Annotated in this window: 13 protein-coding genes and 2 pseudogenes; 9 read left to right on the top strand and 6 right to left on the bottom strand. The window is 68.1% G+C overall.

The window, feature by feature from the left end:
- Positions 1–740 precede the first annotated feature (740 nt).
- The 6 genes from OG422_RS31565 to OG422_RS31590 all read left to right on the top strand — a co-directional run bounded on the left by OG422_RS31565 (position 741) and on the right by OG422_RS31590 (position 8,176).
- Positions 741–2,015 carry a hypothetical protein gene (locus OG422_RS31565; RefSeq protein ID WP_331757297.1) on the top strand — a complete coding sequence of 425 codons (1,275 nt, stop codon included), beginning with the start codon at positions 741–743 and terminating at the stop codon, positions 2,013–2,015.
- Entirely contained in the window at positions 2,012–2,785 is a 774-nt protein-coding gene (locus OG422_RS31570) for a DUF721 domain-containing protein (protein ID WP_331757299.1), read from the top strand. Before OG422_RS31565 ends, OG422_RS31570 begins: the two co-directional genes overlap by 4 nt.
- Before the next feature lie 323 nt (positions 2,786–3,108).
- A complete protein-coding gene (locus OG422_RS31575) occupies positions 3,109–4,926 on the top strand; it encodes a hypothetical protein (protein WP_331757301.1) in 1,818 nt (605 codons plus the stop codon).
- Positions 4,927–5,027: 101 nt separating this feature from the next.
- Positions 5,028–6,038: a hypothetical protein gene (locus OG422_RS31580; RefSeq protein WP_405748192.1), complete on the top strand. Its 1,011-nt coding sequence runs from the start codon at positions 5,028–5,030 to the stop codon at positions 6,036–6,038.
- A complete protein-coding gene (locus tag OG422_RS31585) occupies positions 6,038–6,805 on the top strand; it encodes a hypothetical protein (RefSeq protein WP_331757304.1) in 768 nt (255 codons plus the stop codon). The genes OG422_RS31580 and OG422_RS31585 overlap by 1 nt, the downstream gene beginning before the upstream one ends.
- A 210-nt stretch (positions 6,806–7,015) precedes the next feature.
- Positions 7,016–8,176, top strand: a complete 1,161-nt coding sequence (locus tag OG422_RS31590) for an IS701 family transposase (protein WP_405748194.1) — start codon at positions 7,016–7,018, stop codon at positions 8,174–8,176.
- A gap of 160 nt (positions 8,177–8,336) precedes the next feature.
- On the opposite strand, the gene OG422_RS31595 is transcribed toward OG422_RS31590, so the two are convergent.
- Together OG422_RS31595 and OG422_RS31600 are read right to left on the bottom strand one after the other, a co-directional pair.
- A complete protein-coding gene (locus OG422_RS31595) occupies positions 8,337–8,636 on the bottom strand; it encodes a hypothetical protein (RefSeq protein WP_331757306.1) in 300 nt (99 codons plus the stop codon).
- Positions 8,637–9,028: 392 nt separating this feature from the next.
- Positions 9,029–9,742 carry a tectonin domain-containing protein gene (locus tag OG422_RS31600; RefSeq protein WP_331757308.1) on the bottom strand — a complete coding sequence of 238 codons (714 nt, stop codon included), beginning with the start codon at positions 9,740–9,742 and terminating at the stop codon, positions 9,029–9,031.
- 742 nt (positions 9,743–10,484) lie between these two features.
- On the opposite strand from OG422_RS31600, the pseudogene OG422_RS31605 reads away from it, so the two are divergent.
- The 3 genes and pseudogenes from OG422_RS31605 to OG422_RS31615 all read left to right on the top strand — a co-directional run.
- A pseudogene (locus OG422_RS31605) lies at positions 10,485–10,598 on the top strand (aminoglycoside phosphotransferase family protein); the annotation flags it as partial.
- A 114-nt stretch (positions 10,599–10,712) separates the two neighbouring features.
- Positions 10,713–11,560, top strand: a pseudogene (locus OG422_RS31610) (IS5 family transposase).
- Positions 11,561–11,664: 104 nt separating this feature from the next.
- A complete protein-coding gene (locus OG422_RS31615) occupies positions 11,665–11,931 on the top strand; it encodes a hypothetical protein (RefSeq protein ID WP_331757310.1) in 267 nt (88 codons plus the stop codon).
- A gap of 392 nt (positions 11,932–12,323) precedes the next feature.
- On the opposite strand, the gene OG422_RS31620 is transcribed toward OG422_RS31615, so the two are convergent.
- The 4 genes from OG422_RS31620 to OG422_RS31635 all read right to left on the bottom strand — a co-directional run bounded on the left by OG422_RS31620 (position 12,324) and on the right by OG422_RS31635 (position 17,164).
- Entirely contained in the window at positions 12,324–12,911 is a 588-nt protein-coding gene (locus OG422_RS31620; protein WP_331757312.1) for a hypothetical protein, read from the bottom strand.
- Between the two features lie 83 nt (positions 12,912–12,994).
- Positions 12,995–14,440: a hypothetical protein gene (locus OG422_RS31625; RefSeq protein WP_405748197.1), complete on the bottom strand. Its 1,446-nt coding sequence runs from the start codon at positions 14,438–14,440 to the stop codon at positions 12,995–12,997.
- A gap of 432 nt (positions 14,441–14,872) precedes the next feature.
- Positions 14,873–15,052 (bottom strand): transposase, encoded by a 180-nt coding sequence (locus OG422_RS31630; RefSeq protein WP_331757316.1) that lies wholly within the window; start codon positions 15,050–15,052, stop codon positions 14,873–14,875.
- Positions 15,053–15,322: 270 nt separating this feature from the next.
- Positions 15,323–17,164 (bottom strand): Ig-like domain repeat protein, encoded by a 1,842-nt coding sequence (locus tag OG422_RS31635; RefSeq protein WP_331757318.1) that lies wholly within the window; start codon positions 17,162–17,164, stop codon positions 15,323–15,325.
- Positions 17,165–17,203: the final 39 nt, after the last annotated feature.

Here is a 17,203-nt window from a genome sequence, read left to right on the forward strand (position 1 = left end):
CCACGACCCACGGCCTTCAGTGACCTCCACCGGCGGGTGCCACACCCCCGCCGAGGCCGCCCCGGCACAGCACAAGGCCGTCCACGACACCGCACACGTGCGTGTCGCCGAGCTGCCGCGCGCTTCCACGAACCACCCGCGCGGGGTACGCGCGGGGCACGCCCCTACGGACGATGAGGATCGGATATGACGTAGCCCTACCTGCGGGAGGTCTCCCGCCCCCTTGCCGGGGAGCGTGTCCTCTACCGCTGGCCGCTGATCCACCTGGTGCTTGCCGGCACCACCGGACCTGCGGCCCCTTCCAACAGCTCGGCCTGCCACAGCCGAGCGAAGGCCACCGGTGCCACCCGGAGGCGATTGCTTCTCCACGAAGCGCCCCACCGAAGCAGAGCTTTTGCATGCCCAGAAAGGACTGCGAAGCCATCATGCAGCACGCGGCTGCGTTTTTCCAGATTGCTCATGCCCGGATGGCGGGAAATGGGCACTTTTTGCGTTCCGTCGGGTCGGTTTCCTCGGCATCCGTCTCTCTCACCCCCCGCCGGGCGACCCGCGCTCGCGGGAGTGTCGTCCCGCCTGCCGGGACCGATCCCAAAGTTTTCTCTCAACCCGCGGGAGCCTCCGCAACCGTTCGGGCTGACCAGGCCCTGCCTACAGGCGCCTCGATCCATGGTCGCCGGATGGATGTTCTTCCCCCCCTTCCGGGATGCTCGGTGAGTGCTGTCGCGGCGCCGGCTGCCGCGATGCTCCCTTCCCCACGCTCGGCGGTCGACGACACCGGGGTCTCCACGCCTCCCGAGTCCGGCTGCGCATGGACGCTGGTGCGCGACGAGGAGCAGGAACTCGCTACGACCGTCTCCCGGCGGAGCGGGCCGCGACGCTGGCTGCGTTCGGTGACCTGGCTCGTCTCCGCCGGGCTGCATCCGCGTGCCAACGCGACGACGCTGCGGGTTGCCGAGGATCTCGCTGCGCGCATGGACTACGACCTCGGGCACGTCCTCTACGGCCTGGATCGTATGGCTGCCCGGCTGCGTATCAGCCGGGCGACCGCCACGCGCCATGTGCGCTACCTCCGCGAGCTCGGCGCCCTCGTCTTCGTCGCCCACGGCAGCCAGCGCAACAGCCGGGCGGCCCGCGGCCTCGATGGCTACGCGGCGACCGCCACCACCTACGCCGCCGCCATCCCCCCGGTCTACGACCGCGCCATGGGCCATCAGCTCGTCGGTGAGGGCTACGACGCCCGCATCGTCGTCGACCAGCGTGACCGGAGGCCTGTGGACAACCCTGTGGATACTCCTGGCGCCGAATCTGTCCGTGAGCCCCTTTCCCTCACTGGGGTAAAGGTAGTGGGGAAGATGAAGATGGTGGGGGGTGGAACTACTACCGGCAAGCCGGTGGCAGACACCTCCACCACCCCCGCAAAGACCCCCTCGAAGCGCCGCGACAAGAAGCGCTCCACCATCCTGGGAGCCGCCGTCACCGCGGCTGGTGCCCAGCTCGCCGACCGTCTCGCCCGCACCCTCCGCAGCACCGTCCCGTGGCTGCGCCGTGCCTCGCACGACCAGGTCCGCTGGGTCTGCGCCGACATGGGCGAACGCGGCTGGACGCTCCAGCAGGCCTTCCAGTTCGCGTCCGACGCCGCCATCGTCCACCGCGGTGCCGGCATCCTGTGGCAGCCCAGGCGCCCCCACACCCTCCTCGCAACCCACCTCCGCAACCGCGAGCAGCAGCACCTCGCCGAGCAACTGCGCGCCAGCGGCCGCAGCAACGAGAAGATGGACAACGCCGCTTGGGAAGCCGTCTGTGGCACCACCCCGACTGCCCCAGCGGCCGACAAGAAGCCCGAGGGCGGCTACACCGACGAGGACCGCCGCACCGCCCGCGCCTACGGCTGGGGGGACTTCGCCCGCGTCGCCGAGCACTACGCCGACGACCCGTACGACGCCCTCGACCTCTACGGCGAGAAGCTCTGCATCGTCGCCGACCGTCAGGCCCGCCGTGAAGGGAACTACCTGTGAGCGACCCGCACACCGCCTCCGGCGCCGACCTCGCCCGCCAGGCCCTCGCCACCTGGAGGGCCACCGCCGCAACCCGCCCGTCGACAAAGCCCCGGGTGCGGCGCCGCACCCGCCGCGACGGCCGCGACCCCGTCGGCCTCAACGCCGTCCTCGCCCAGCTCACCACCGAACAGGACTGGAAGGCATCGGTGGACGGCGGCTCCCTCCTCGACCAATGGCCCGAGCTGTGCCCCGACCTCGAGGGCAAGGTCGCCCCCGTGCACTTCGACGCCGCCACCGGTCGCCTCGACCTGCGACCCGCCTCACCCGCCTTCGCCACCCACCTGCGCCTCCTCGGCCCGCAGCTCGTCGCCCGCCTCCAGACCAAGGGCGCGCCGGTCCGTACGATCCGCCTCCTGCAGCCCGGCCCCCTACCCGGCGCCATCCCGGTAGGCGCCGCCACGCCCCGGCCCGCGCAGCCGGAGGCCGCCGTCCGTATTCGTGCCGGGACGTCCACCGGCTACGAGGTGGCCCTCGCCGCCCACCGCGCCCACAAACCCGACCGCACGGCCACCGATCTTCAGCAGCGTGTCCAGGCCGCGGCCGAGCGGCAAGTGAATGCCCTGCGTGTCCACCGCGAGAGCGATGAAGCTCAGCCCGAAGCCGCCTGGGCCACCGAGGCCGACCGCCGGGGCCGCGCCGAACGAGACCGGACCGTCCGTCGGCTGGCCCACGCGCAGAAGGCCGACCGCGCTGCGCCTGTCCCCGCCGCTTTCCACCGCCTCGCGTGACGCGCACAGCCCGGAGAGCGCGTCCCTGGCCGCCGAGCAACGGCTGCGGCCGGAGATATCGGTCAGGCGGGCAGGGGCGTACGAGTGGCACCAGCCTCATCCGGCGGCCGCGTCCCCGGTCGTGCCACGCCGGCGGCCGCACCGGTCGAGGCCGACGTCCTGCCGGACTGGTGGTCCCGGTCATGCTGCCCACGCGCCGCCCGACCACGCCGCAAACGGCTAGCTGACGAGCCGTCTACCTGCGTCAACTCCCGTTGAGGGACGTCCTGTTGAGGCGTCTGCGTTCCACTAGCGTGAGCATTCGGGCCTCGGGAGGAGCAGCGATGGGGAAACGTCAGCGTCGACGTCAGCGTGAACAGACCAAGCGCAGGAAGCAGCAGCGGGCCGTGGTCCGCTACCTGTTCCCGAACGCTGAGAGGCCCTTGCTGGAGGTGCATTTCGAGGACGGCACGTCCGGCGGGGACAAGGAGCTGTGCCTGGCGTACTGGGCATTCACCGAGCCCGGCACCTGGACCAGTAAGGTCGCCGACATCGGCTCCAGCGCTCTGGTCTCCCGGACTGTCAAGGCCGCCAGCCATGCCTGCCTGCTGACGGTGCTATGCCCGCAGTGCACCAGCCCCCTCGTGGTCCGCTCACGCTCCGATCTCGCCGCCATGCGAGTCTGGCGGTCCGACCTCTTCCCTCGTGAGGAACGCAACGCCAAGATCCCCTGCGAGACCTGTCACGAGGTTGCAGCCGAAGCACGACGCAAAACGGAGCAGCGGGAAGCTGAAGCCCAGCATCAAGCAAAGAAGCGGGCCGAGGAGCAGCAGCGCAAAGCGGTCGAGGCAAAGGTCGCCAACGCGGGCGCATGGATCGCCGGCCACCGCGATCGCCCCTTCCCTGATGAGCCACCGTCGGTGCGCGACAGCTTCACTCTCCTGACCATGATTGACATCATGGAGCAGAAGGACGCCGAGTCGTTCGGCCCCCTCGACGCTCTCGATTACGAGATTGGCGCGTCGCGCAACGCTGACCTCGAATCGCTGAAAAACCTCCATGCGAAATCATGGATCACCCCGACGCTTCCTGCCACCATCGGCGATTTCGCCTTCGATGAGAATAATAATGTCGAAGGGGTGTATCTCGCGGCGGTTCCGTGGCGCCTGGCGCACGCTCTCGGCGGCCAGGTGAAGCAAGCACGGAAATTCACCGTTGACACGCTGTGGCGAATTCTGCTGGAAACCCCAGGTGAACTGGATGAATTGACCCAGGAAATGGACAGGCTTACGGCCGTCTTGTACCTGGATAGCCTTCTGGTGCGGAAGTATGACGAGGGCCCCATCCCCGAACACCGGCTCCAAGAAGCACACGACGCGTTCGAGAAATCCCTGCGCACCGGGTACACCCTCGGACAGCTCATCACCGTTGCCTGGGGCGCCACAGGCAACGCTGTGGCCTGGGGGCAGCGGACCCCGGGGCTCAAACCCGGCAGCGTCTCGTCCGCGGCAGTAACCACCCTCAGTCGGCGCCTTGCGCACGCTTCTGACCGGGTAGTCCCTGAGTACGACGTGCCGCGCTGGGTGACACCGCCGGCCATGCGGTCCACGTTGCACCGGTTCCTGGACCAGCACCAGGACGAACGGAAGACGCTGAGCCGGTTCCGAGCGCTGCAGCAGCGCATCGGAATCGGAGAAGCCTTCGAAATCGACAGCGATCTCGCAGATGCTTCAGAATCCGAAGAAGCCTCGGTGAATAATTCCCCGGTCCCGGAAGATGAAGCCTTCGATCCGATGACCCCCCTCACCTACGCCTTGGCCACACCGGATGGCGCTCTCACATTCCACACAGAGAGCGCCGTGAAAATGAGAGAACGGGTTACGGCAGGAGCTATCCCGCCGGTAGTGCGCATCTTCCCCACCAAAACCCCGACGCTCGAGGCATGTCTGGCCGACGAAGAAGTAGGGCCTGAAAACCCAGTAGCGACAGAAATGATCGATCTACTCGGATACCCCCTGCCTACTTTCTCCGGACCGCTTGCCTTCTACGGCTGCGACGCACACAGCCGCACAATGAAAAGCTTGGACACGGAGCAGCAAGAGATGCTGCAGGCCGCTCACCAGGTAGCAAAGCTGCGAGAAAATCAAAAATCCCCTCGCTGATCCTCCCCGAGGTTTCCTTGCATCCCGGAATCCGGGATGCAAGGAAACTCTGGCGGAGAACTGATCTACGGCATAGGAAGACGTCCGACGGGCAAAGCACGATGCATTCCCACCAGCCAGACCCCCAAACAGGGCGTCACGTCCGGCACGAGGACCACTGCGACAGCGCCCTGTGCTGCCGGTGCCAGACCCGCCCGTGGAACACCCGCGTCGGCCCGGAACGCCTCTGCGACCTGTGCGCGAAGTGCTGCCGCGAATGCGGACGCCGCCCCGCCCCCCACGTCGACGGCCTGCCCGACGGCCTGTGCGGACCCTGCCGCGGCCGATGTCAACGCTGCAACCACCCCCTCACCCCAGAAGAAGGCGCCGCCCACACTCCTGAGTGTGCCGCCTGCTCCGTCCCCCTGGCCCGGCCGGGCCGCGACCCGGTCACCTTCGTCCTGCGCCGCACCCCGCGCAGCCTGATGGACGCCATGCACGGCCAAGTCCCCGCCGCCGTCTACCAGTCCGTCAAGACCGAACTCGCCCGCCGCACCCCCCAGCAACTCGCCGACCGCATCGACCGCCGCTGGTACGGGCGCTGGACCCACGCCCTCAACCAAGTCGACGAAGACCACCGGCTGCGCTGGAGCCCCGACCAGATCGCCCTCCAACTCGTCCTCCCCGCCCCGTGCCCCGTCAACGAGTGCGAGGACGGCACCATCATCAACACCGACCAGGTCTGCTCCCGCTGCCGACAGCCCGAACACCGCTTCGTCGCCGACAACGGAACACCCTCCAGCGAACAGACCCGCACCGCCGCCCTGGCCTCCATGCGCGAGACCGTCCGCTCCAGCCCCTACCGCACCGGCAACGGACGCCGCACCACGAAGTCCCAACGCCTGACATCCGACGCCATGGACCAGGCCCTGCACCACGTCCGCCAACGCCTGGCAGACCCCACGAAACCACGCCTCACCGAGCCCCCACTCCAGCCCGAACCCGGCACCGACGACAGCGTGATCCTCGCGGCCCGCGCAGCCCGTCACACCGCAGACCAAGACCCGATCCGCCGTGCCGCACTCGCCCGCGCCCGCATCGACAAGACCCGCCGACCACGACCAGGAGACTGATGCTCCCCGCCCAGAGCACCACCGACGACACCACCTCCACCCCGCCCGCCGCCGACGATGCCGACGCCCTCCTCGCACGTGCGCACCAGCACGTCACCGTCGGCGAGTACGACGCGGCCACCGCCTTCGCCGCCCTCGCCACCGCCGCGTACACCGCCCGCGCGGTCACCAGCAACACCCCGCTGCCGATCTACCCCGGCAGCCACGAGCCCGGCATCCCCTGGTGCCAGGAGTGCTCGGACCCCCGCAGCCGTGAAGTCGAGCTGGAAAACTGGACTCACGCCGCAGAGAAGCGGTGCCCCCGATGCAACATCGACGGCCTGCGTGCCAGGCCGTGCCGGTACTGCGGCACGTACCTCGAACACCGCCTCCTGGAAGGCCCGCTGGAGAAATGGCGGTGGGTGGACAGCCACAACAACCAGGGCTGTCAGAAGGCCCCGCACCCCCTCGACCAGAACGCAGACGAAGAGCAGCCCGATGTATGGCCCCAGCGGCTGTGGGCCAACTTCATCGGCATCTGGAAGCGTGGGGGCCTCGGGCCGGCCACCGCCTCTGAGCTGATCGACGAGGTGAACCTCCGCAAGTTCCTGCCCCGCACCACGTACGGCGACGTCCACCGCGACCACCTCGAACGCTGGCTCATCCAACGCGCCGGCGCCGACCACGACGGCCTCACCCTCGTGGAGCACACAGACCCGGCGACAGGCGAACTGACCTGGACCGTCGAACCCACCGCCAGCACGGAAGCGTCGTCTGATACGGAATGACGCCCGCACGCGTCACCTCGCCGCCAGACTGCTGACCGCCGACGACGAACACCCACCACCGCGGGCACCGCCCGGCGTCCACACCGATGGACGCCGGGCAGCGTATCCACCTCCCCACTGGCCCCCCCGCAGCGCGCAGGAAAGTACGCCCGCACCTAGTACTGCAACGACACTCCGTGACGTGGTGCGCGTGATCTCGTTGATCGCCGTGTGCGGGAAGAGATAACTGACGGTTGGTCAGGCGCGTTCGAAGACTTCGTGGCGCGGTTCGCAGGCCGATTCGGGCGGGTGGAGTCCCGGCGTCGGATGGTGTCCTACCTGCGGGGACTGCTCAGCGAGACGGAACGGAAGAACGGCTGGACCCTGGCCGAGGCCACTGGTGACGATGGCCCCCAGGGGATGCAACGTCTGCTGAACCACTACCTGTGGGACGTCGACGCGCTGCGTGACGATGTCCGCGACGCGGTCGTGGAACATATCGGAGATCCCGAGCGGGGAGTTCTCATTCTCGACGAGACGGGATTCCTGAAGAAGGGCGTCCGGTCGGCGGGCGTGGCCCGGCAGTATTCCGGGACGGCCGGCCGGATCGAGAATTCCCAGGTCGCGGTCTTCCTGGCCTACGGCTCTGACCAGGGCCGTGCCTTGATCGACCGCGAGCTGTATCTCCCGAAGGACTGGACTTCGGACCGTGAGCGCTGCCGGGCAGCTGGCGTCGGGAACGATGTCGAGTTCGCCACCAAACCGGACCTGGGCCTGCGCATGCTGAAACGCGCCCTGGACTCCGGGATCCCGTTCGGCTGGGTGACCGCCGACGAACTCTACGGCCAGACGGGGCGAATCCGGCTGTGGCTGGAAGAACACGACATCCCTCATGTCCTCGCGGTCCCGAAATCGCAGATGGTCATCACCATGGAATTCTTTGGCCAGGCGCGCGCCCACGAGCTGGTCAGCCAGCTTCCCGACGATGCGTGGAAGCCTCTGAGCTGCGGCGACGGTGCTCATGGGCCGAGGATCTACGACTGGGCCGCGGCGGCGATCCGGCCCTGGAGGCGCCAGGGCTGGGATCACTGGCTGCTGGCACGACGCAGCCTCACCGATTCCACGGACATCGCCTACTACATCTGCTTCTGCCCCGCCGGGACCTCCCTGGAGGACCTGGTGCGGATCGCGGGATCGCGGTGGATGGTCGAGGAATGTTTCCAGACCTCGAAGAACGAGACGGGACTTGACCACTACCAGGTCCGCGGCTACACCGCGTGGTACCGCCACATAACCCTCTCCATGGCCGCCCTTGCCTTCCTCGCCATCCTGCGGGCAGAGGCAAAAAAGGGGATCCGGACACCGCCATCGGCCAATCCCTCATACCCGTGACCATGAACGAAGCCCGACGGCTCTTCAACCGCGTCTCCTCTCCCATCCATTATGGGATCCAGCACGTAATCGCCTGGTCCCTATGGCGAAGAAGAAGCCAGGCCCGCGCCCGCACCAGTCACTACAGACGCAGACAACATCACGGAGTGTCGTTGCAGTACTAGGGCTCACCGCGCCGGGACAGGTGCTGGCTGGGGTGCCGGCCGAGTTCGCGATCGGACCGGATGACATGCCCGACGAGCCCGAGGACACCGAGGCCGGCCGCGACCTCCCCGATGAGGTGATGCGTGAGCTGTGCGCCCACCTCGACGAGCTGGAGGCCATGAGCAGCATCGAGGTCCGCGTCGCCACCGAACTGCTCATCGACACCGGGCGGCGCCCTGACGAAATCAACACCCTCGCCCTCAACTGCCTGGCCCAGGACCCGGACGGCTCCGACGTCCTCATCTACGACAACCACAAGGCGTACAGGCTCGGCCGGCGCCTGCCGATCGGAGCCGACACAGCCGCAGCGCGGATAGGACCTTGTGACTCTGTCCGCGAGAACGTGATCAGCCGCCGATCCGGGCCGGGCGGCGTCCTCGTGTGCACGTGTGTGCTCGTTCCCATGTGCCGAACGCGCGCGAACCCGCCACGGCCCAGGGCGGCCCCCAGGGAGTGCCCGCCGGGCGGGCGGGGTCGGGCCCTTTCCGGGCGTGGGGCCCGGAACGCGGGTGTGCCCCGGGCCTGCTGGCCAGGGGCACACGGGGTTGGCTCGGGCCCGACGAGGACGACGAGGAGTAGAGGCCCTCTTGGCGTCTCCCGCCGGGGCCCGGACCGTTGTCAGGGTGAGGTGCCGGGCCGGGGCAGCAATCAGCTCGGCTGGTCGCCGATGTACCGGTAGATCTCGGCGCCGCTGTTGATGTGCCACACGGTGCCATCAGCGCCAGCGGCGATGTCGATGGCCGTGCCGGGGATCTTGATCCACGGGTTGCCGCCGCTGGCGTCGTTGTTGGTGTACCGGTAGATGCTGCCAGCGGGGTCGACGCCCCAGACGTTCGTCCGGGAGCCGACCGCGATGCGCTTGAGGCTGCCGTTGACGCTCTTCCACGGGTTCGCGCTGTCCTGGTCCCCGGTGTACCGGAAGACCCGGTTGCCGCCGTTGACCCCCCACACGGTGCCGTCGGCGCCCGCGCCGATGTCGCTCAGGGCCCCGGGGATCTTGAGCCACGGGTTGGCGTCGTGGTTCGTGTACCGGAAGATGCCGCCTGCGGAGTCCACGCCCCACACGTTCGTCCGCGAGCCCGCGTCGATGCGGACCAGGCTTCCGGAGATGCCCTTCCAGGGGTTGGCGCCGTCGGTGTCCCCGGTGTACCGGTAGATCTGATTGCCGCCGTTGACACCCCATGTCGTACCGTCGGAGGCCGCCCCGATGTCGCTGAGTCCTCCCGGGATGTTGATCCACGGGCTGGCGTCGTAGTTGGTGTACCGGTAGATCGCGCTGGCTGCGTTCACACCCCACACCGTCGTCCTGGACCCCGCCGAGATGGCCGTGAGAGCCCCTGCGACCTTCACCCAATCCGCCATGCCAAAACACCCTTCCCTGAGCCGTTACTGACCCGGCCATCCTGGGTGAAAAGATGAGCTGACAGAGCGAGCGAATGCTTGTCTTAATACTGAATAAGCCTGTAAATTAATGTTTTAACGGCTATCGCCTTGCAGGCTCGGAGACCGGAACGGCTCGGCCGACAGCGTTTCGGCTTGAAGTGCTGTCCCACCCCCGGGGGATCGAAACGCCTGCAGGTTCATGCCTCCCGCCGGGACGCCCCGCCAGCCGGGGATGTGCGGGCCGACATAAGCGATCCGGCGACGGCAGCGGCAGGACCCGAACGGATACATCTCTCACCCATCCTCGACAGCCTCCAGAGACAGCACCACCTATCTCCGTGCCTGAGGTAGGCACTCCGAGGCCACCCCCTAACGAGCGATGGCACCACACCTGTTGCATCCGATACCGTCACTCCTACCAGCGCTGAGCTGCGCGAACACGTCTACGAAAGCTCGCACGACACGGACAGCCCCAGAGAACCCCCTGCCGCGCACCACGTTGCCGGCACTGATCCCGCCGCCCTATCGGCGCTGCCTCACCGCCGCGCCTTGTTCGACGCCGCCGTAGCGAGCGCCGCTGCCGCTCGTGCCGTACGCCGAGTCCGACTCGAGAGCGTCGTGAAGACGGGGCGGTCGGCAAGCGGCGGATGCGTCACGGTGGTGTAGGTCATGAACAGAGACCGGCCCGCAAGGGGGGCGATCCGGCGATAGCGTGATCGCCATGACAGCTGAAGGTGAGGCGCTGGTCGGCGGGATGGCGAACTCGGGGGCGGTCTTCCGCCGGGGTGCGCTGGTTGAGCGCCCGGCGCCGCGCAACGCGCGGGCTCTGCATGCTAAGAGGGTGCTTGATGTAGGTATCCCCCTATCCGTCCGATCCTTGCTGTAGCAGGATGGACGTGTCTTGGTGATCTCGTAGCGGATGCCGCGGCGGGGCTGTACTGACTATGTGGTGACTGAACGCCGTGTGTATCCATCGAACTTGAAGGACGACCAGTGGGGGCTGATCGAGCCGTTGTTGGTGCAGTGGCGAGCAGCCCGCGCCGAGGGCCGGGCGCCGACCACCGACCTGTATGAGGTCGTCAACGCGATCCTTTATGTGGCCCGAACCGGCATCGCCTGGCGGTATCTGCCGCACGATCTGCCCCCGCACACGACGGTCTACGGCTATTTCCGGGCATGGGAGGCGGACGGAACGGCCGAGGAGATTCACGACACGCTCCGTGAGCAGTTACGGAAAAAGAAGGGCCGCCGGATTCTGCCCACGGCCGCAATCATCGACGCTCAGAGTGTCAAGGCCTCACCGAACGCACCGGAGGCCACCCGGGGCTGGGGCGGTGCAAGAAGGTCAAGGGCCGCAAGCGGCACATCGCCACCGACACCCTGGGGCTGCTGCTGGTCCTGATCATCACGGCCGCGGGTGTGCAGGACACCAACGGTGGCAAAATCGTGGTCGACGAACTCTCCACGAAGTTGCCCACCGTGACGAAAGCGTGGGTGGACGCCGGCTACAAGACAAAAATGATCGCCCACGCCGCGAGCCTTGGTATCGACGTGGAGGTCGTCTCACGGGATGCGGAGCACAAACGCTTCATGGTCCAGAAGGTTCGATGGTGCGTGGAGCAGACTTTCGGGATCATGAGCTGGTACCGGCGTCTGCACCGCGACTACGAGGCACTGCCGCCCCGGTCCCGGTCGATGATCCACTGGGCCATAGTCAACTCCATGAGTAACCGGCTGACCGCCAGCCCGAACAAAGTCGGGCAATACCTCCGCCCGAAACCGCCCGCGGCAGCCTGAATCAGTATCGAACACCCTCTGAGAACTACTGACAAGCCGGCTGCCGATTAGTACCGCCCCGGGAGGCCAACCGGAATACGGCGGAAGACGGCCTGGAGGCCGCAATGCTGCTGGCCGCCCGCTCCACCAGCACCCGCACCGGCAAGCCGCTGCTCACCTTCAAGCAGATCGCCGCGGCGCTCGACGTAGGATCCGAGCAGGCCGCTCAGGGCCGGTACCGCAGGAAGGTCGGCAACCTCAACAGCAGCGACTCCGGGGCCGACGGAACCGGCGCTGAGCTGCGCAACCCGCCTCGCGCCACGCCTGCCGCCCCAGAGAATCCCCTGTGCGAGACCTGCCTGGCGCCGGTCCGCGAGGCGCAGAACCGCTAGAAGCCCGCGCTCTGACCCGCCCGGCCGGCCCCGAGAAGCGGGACACTGGGACTGCCGAGCTGAGGAGAGCACCCTGAGCGACCAGCCCGCCGACGAACCGCCGACCGGCGACTGGAGATCGTCGCCCGCGTCGCCGTCACCGGCAGCCGCGCCGCCCTGCTCCGCGACCTCGCCGCCATCCTGGGCCGCACCGCCGAAGCCCTCGCCATCGAATGGGCCCTGGGCACCCTCATCGTGCCCACCACCCCCGTCGGTGACCAACTGCCCTCCTGGGAGTGGGGTCTGTTCGACGGGGACGCCGACCTGTCCTCCCACGTTGATGAGCGCCTCCGCGGAAGGGTTCGCCCGGTGGACGCCATCGCCCCGCTGGCGCTCGCCGCGCTTCACAGATATCAGCCGCCGGGGAGGGGTTCGGGGTAGCGCTTGAGGACTTGGGCGGGGTGGTCTTCGTCGGTGGGCCAGAGGACTACGTGGTATCGGTCGTCGCCGTCGAGGCCGTCCTCGGAGAGGGTGCCCAGGCCGTGGGAGTAGATGCGCACGGTGTAGGTGCCGGGGGTGAGGGGGATGCGGGGCAGGGCGTCGTCGACGTCATGCATGGAGATCAGTAGGCGCCCGGAGGGGAGCGCGAGGGTGGCCTGGGTTACGTGGTCGGCCTGGTGAAGTTCGGTGTCGTCGGTCGGCGGTGTGCGGCGCACGTCCACGGTGACGGGAACGCTGAAGGGGCGTGCAGCTCCGATACTGACGACACCGGGAGCAGTGTTGATCCAATTCGCAACCAGTGCATCGAACCAGGCGCGTTCGGGTTCGTCCAGGCAGGCATCGGCATCCATGATCAACAGGGTGGAGTAATCAGCGCGAACCTTGAGTTCGTGGTGGGAGAGCAGGTCGGGGTCGGTGGGGGGCGGGGTGGAGGTCATCTGGAAGTGGGCTCCGTCGGGCAGTGAGTACAGGGTCTGGGCGAGGGGGCCGCGGATGCGCATGCACTGCGCGGCCTCCTTGACAGCGAGGTTGTCGTCCTCGTAGGTGCCGCCGACGGCGACGGCGCGGACCTGGAGGGGCCCGCCTACGCGGGGCCGATGGCGGGCGGCGGGCAGGGCTCGCAGGGTCCGCCGCTGCCCGAGGGCGGGGGGCAGGGCCGGCAGATGGGGGCGGGTTTGACGCAGACAGTGACGGTGTCGGTGTTGTTGCCTGGGCGGAGGTCGATTTCGTTGGCGTGGGTGGTAGCGGTGTTGGTGACGGGGCCGGTGGTGGTGGCTTTGGCCCGGAGGGTGAGGGTGGCGCTGGCGCCGACGGCCAGGGTTCCGACGCTCCACTGGCCGGTGACCGGGTTGTAACTGCCGGCCGAGGGCGTGGCGGAAACGAAGGTGAGGCCGGCGGGGAGGGGGTCGGTGACGGCGACGCCGGTGGCCGTGTTCGGGCCGGCGTTGCGGACGGTGACGCGGTAGGTCACCGTCTGCCCCACGGTCACCGTCGTGGTGTCGGCCGACTTGGTTACGCTCAGGTCGGCGGCCGGGAGCACCCGGGTGTCGGCCTCGTTGGAGGTGGCGGTCAGCGTCTCCGGGGTGGGCCCGAGGCGGTTTTCGTAGGTGGCGGTGGCGGTGTTGGCGACCTGGCCGCCGGCGCTGGCCTCGTCGATGGTGACCCGGTACTCGACCGTGGTGCCGTCCGGCAGGGTGTCGGTGTTGGGCAGGCTGCCGCCCTGGGTGCTGGTGGCGCCGTTGCCCAGGTGGAACACCACCTGGTTGCCCGCCGGGTCGAAGTACGCCTGGTCGTCGCCCGACTGGTCGGTCTTCGCTCCGGTGTTGGGGCCGTTGACGATCCGCAGCGACCTGGGCAGGTACGTCGTGCCGGCCGGGATGGCATCGGTCAGGCGCAGCGCCTCGGCGTTGCCGCCGCCCCGGTTCTTGGCGACGATGCGGTAGGTGATCACATCACCCACCTCAAGCGGCCCGTCCGGGATGGCGTACTTGGTGAGGGTCACGGACGGGGCGGTGCCGAAGAAGATCCCGTCGAGGAAGTTCCCGACCGTGGGGTCGCCGCCGGCGGCGGAGACGGAGCGGAAGGCGAAGCGGGTGGTGGCCTGCCCGGGCGGGACGGTGTAGGTGCCGGTGTAGAAGCCCCAGGCGGTGTTGCCGTCGGTGAACTGGCGCTGCTGGACCACCGTGCCCGGCGCGCCGATGTCCAGCGCCATGGTGTCCTGCCCCAGGCGCCCGCGGTGGTACAGCCGCCAGTACAGCTTCGTACCGGGAGTGGTGGGCAGTTCCTGGTAGAGAGTGGAGACCTGGTAGGCGTTGAGCTCGGCGAACTGGGCGCCGTCGGCGGACGGGACGCCGTTGAAGCCGTCGTGCCAGATCTCGATGAGGTGGTCGGTGGCGGTGGTCAGCCAGCCCGGGACGTGCTGCGGGTTCTGGAGCTGCGAGGCGTCGGGCAGAAGCGCGTTGCCGGAGACGGCGGGCTGCTCAAAGCTGCCGTTGATCAGGGCGATTTGGGTGGGGGCGGGTGAGGTCACGGCCTTCCCCTTTGTTCGATGCTGCATGGTTGTGCTGCCGACGGGGCCTGTTGTGTGCAGACCCGGAACGTCAGCTGCTTGCGCGAAAAGGACAGCGCATACCCGAGATTGTCGGAAGTGGCAGATCCCGCGCTCTGGCCAATCCCGCACAGCGGGTTTCATGCGCATATGCCCATGAGCGCGATCCTTCATTTTCGCGGACAGCGGCGATCGGAGAACAGGAGGCCCATGCGCCCCGCACTCACAAGGGGTTGCCGTAACCAATGGCTGAAACACTGCCCGGGAGAGCAGGAAAACGCCACCCGATCACGTGAATCTCTGATGCGTCAGGTTGACGAGGAGGGCCACGTCAGGGCAGTCGATGGGCATTCTGCCAGGGCAGGCCAGCGTTATCACGGCCTTATCGCCGTGAGTGACCCTGCGGTTCCCCTGCTACAGGCGCGAGTCGACCCAATCGCGCTCGCCGCGGTCGGCCTCGGCCTGGCGGACCCAGCCGCGCAGGGCCTCCTTGTGGATGCCCAGGTCCTTCGCGACGTGGGTGAGGGGCCGACCGGTGGCGCGGACCTCACGGGTCGCGCGCTCGCGGAGCTCGTCGGGGTATTCACGGGTCATGCGTCGGCACATGGGTATACCCGGTACGCCGTTCGGCGCCATCACGGTGAACCGGGTAGGTGTGCAACTGAACGCCCGGCCGAGGCGGCGGGAGGACCAGGCTTCTGAGGACGACGGCGCCCGGCTTCCGTTGTTTGTGCGGGGCCACGAGGGCATACCCGCAGCCGCCACCCCGCCCGGTGGGGCGGAGCGGCGGCGGATGGCTCTCCTGCGGTCGGCTCTTGTGAGGCGGTACGCCGCGATGATGGCCGCAGTGCGGGGGATGTGCTGTCAGTCGGAGATGATTCCGGCGTGGGCGGTGGCGGGCCGGTAGACGGAGCTGCCCGGGTAGGTGGCGGTGTATCCGCGGTTGAGGATGATCAGCGGCAACTGCAGGGTTGCGTTCCAGGTGGCGGTTCCCCGGGCGTTGGTGGTTGAGGTGCCCAGTTGGACGTTGCCGGTGCTGAACGTGATGGGCTGCCCCGGAATGGGGTGTTTGGTGACCGCGTTGGTCAGGGTCGCGGTCAGGATTCCCTCGTGGGGCCGGGGCGGGCGGAGATTGACGACCGCGGGCGTGGCGGTCAGCGAGGTCGGGACAGTCCCGACGATGACCTGGGTGACGTAGGTGCCGGAGGATCCGGTGAAATTGCCGTCTCCGCTGTAGACGGCCGTGAGGGTGTGCGAACCGGCGCTGAGAGTCGCGGTCGTGAAGGTCGCGACTCCGCCCGCGCTGACGGCGCTGGTGCCCAGGGGAGTGGCGCCGTCGAAGAAGCTGACGGTACCGGTCCGCGTGCCTGCCCCTGGAGGGATGGCGGCCACCGTCGCGGTCAGCACCACCGTCTGGCCAGGGGTGGAGGGATTGGGCGCGGCGATGAGGACGGTGACGGTGCTCGCCTTGTTGACCGCCTGGGTGTCCACCGGCGATGTCGACGGGTTGAAACCAGCGCCTCCGTTGTACGTCGCGGTCAGTGCGTGCGAGCCAACGCCGAGGGTGGAGATCGGCAGTGTCGCCACGCCGCTTCCGTTCAGGGCGCTGGTGCCCAGGGGAGTGGCGCCGTCGAAGAAGCTGACCGTCCCGGCCGGGGTACCGGACAGCGCTGTCACCGTAGCGGTAAGGATCTTCGTCTGGCCGAACACCGACGGGTCTGGGACGGAGACCAGCCCCGTCGTGGTGGAGGCGGGTCCCGCCGAGGTCACGGTCACGCTGTTGTCAGCGTTGTCGGTGATGTAAAGGGTCGAGTTGTCGGGGGTGACCGCCAGCTCGAATGGTCCGGGACCGGTCGGAACCGTGCCCGTCACGGTGTTGGTCGCCGTGGCGATGACGCTGACCGTGTTGTTGCTGTTGTTCGCGACGTAGGCGTGCGCTCCGTCCGGGGAGACGGCCACCCCGAGCGGGGCGATCCCCACGGAGACGGTGGTGATCAGGGTGCTGGTGACGGTATTGATGACGCTGACGTTGTTGTCGCCGTTGTTGGCCACGTACGCGCGGGTTCCCGCGATCGCCACTCCGAGGGGAATCGCCCCTACGAGGGTGATGGCGGTCACGGTGTTGGTCGCCGTGGCGATGATGCTGACGCTGTTGCCGCCGCTGTTGGTCACGTAGGCGTGCAGCCCGTCCGGAGTGATCGCCACCCCGAAAGGCGTTGCCCCGACGGGAACGGTGGCGGTCACGGTGTTGGTCGCCGTGGCGATGATGCTGACGCTGTTGCCGCCGCTGTTGGTCACGTAGGCGTGCAGCCCGTCCGGAGTGATCGCCACCCCGAGGGGAGTGCTTCCTACGGGGATGGTGGCGGTCACGGTGTTGGTCGCCGTGGCGATGACGCTGACGCTGTTGCCGCCGCTGTTGGTCACGTAGGCGTGCAGCCCGTCCGGAGTGATCGCCACCCCGAAAGGCGTTGCCCCGACGGGAACGGTGGCGGTGACGGTCAGGCTGGTGGTGGCGATGACGCTGACGTTGTTGCTGCCCTCGTTGGCTACGTAAGCCCGCAGCCCATTCGGAGTGATCGCCACTCCTGTGGGGAAGCTGCCCACCGTCACGGTCGGGTCCGATGACATCGCGACGAGGCCGAGACGAGACCTGTCCTGCGTCAGTCCGATCAGTTGCCGCCAACTCGACTGAAATACTTCCGTCATGATGGCCCCTCAAGATAGATGTCCGGTCTGATCTGGATG

The organism is Streptomyces sp. NBC_01525 (genome assembly GCF_045040405.1).
GTDB classification, from domain to species: domain Bacteria; phylum Actinomycetota; class Actinomycetes; order Streptomycetales; family Streptomycetaceae; genus Streptomyces; species Streptomyces benahoarensis.

Excerpts from the sequence above, each read along its gene's own strand:
- OG422_RS31565 (WP_331757297.1), top strand. The coding sequence starts at position 741 with ATGCTCCCTTCCCCACGCTCGGCGGTCGACGACACCGGGGTCTCCACG.
- OG422_RS31575 (WP_331757301.1), top strand. The coding sequence starts at position 3,109 with ATGGGGAAACGTCAGCGTCGACGTCAGCGTGAACAGACCAAGCGCAGG.
- OG422_RS31580 (WP_405748192.1), top strand. The coding sequence starts at position 5,028 with ATGCATTCCCACCAGCCAGACCCCCAAACAGGGCGTCACGTCCGGCAC.
- OG422_RS31585 (WP_331757304.1), top strand. The coding sequence starts at position 6,038 with ATGCTCCCCGCCCAGAGCACCACCGACGACACCACCTCCACCCCGCCC.
- OG422_RS31600 (WP_331757308.1), bottom strand. The coding sequence starts at position 9,742 with ATGGCGGATTGGGTGAAGGTCGCAGGGGCTCTCACGGCCATCTCGGCG.
- OG422_RS31615 (WP_331757310.1), top strand. The coding sequence starts at position 11,665 with ATGCTGCTGGCCGCCCGCTCCACCAGCACCCGCACCGGCAAGCCGCTG.
- OG422_RS31620 (WP_331757312.1), bottom strand. The coding sequence starts at position 12,911 with ATGCGCATCCGCGGCCCCCTCGCCCAGACCCTGTACTCACTGCCCGAC.
- OG422_RS31630 (WP_331757316.1), bottom strand. The coding sequence starts at position 15,052 with ATGACCCGTGAATACCCCGACGAGCTCCGCGAGCGCGCGACCCGTGAG.
- OG422_RS31635 (WP_331757318.1), bottom strand. The coding sequence starts at position 17,164 with ATGACGGAAGTATTTCAGTCGAGTTGGCGGCAACTGATCGGACTGACG.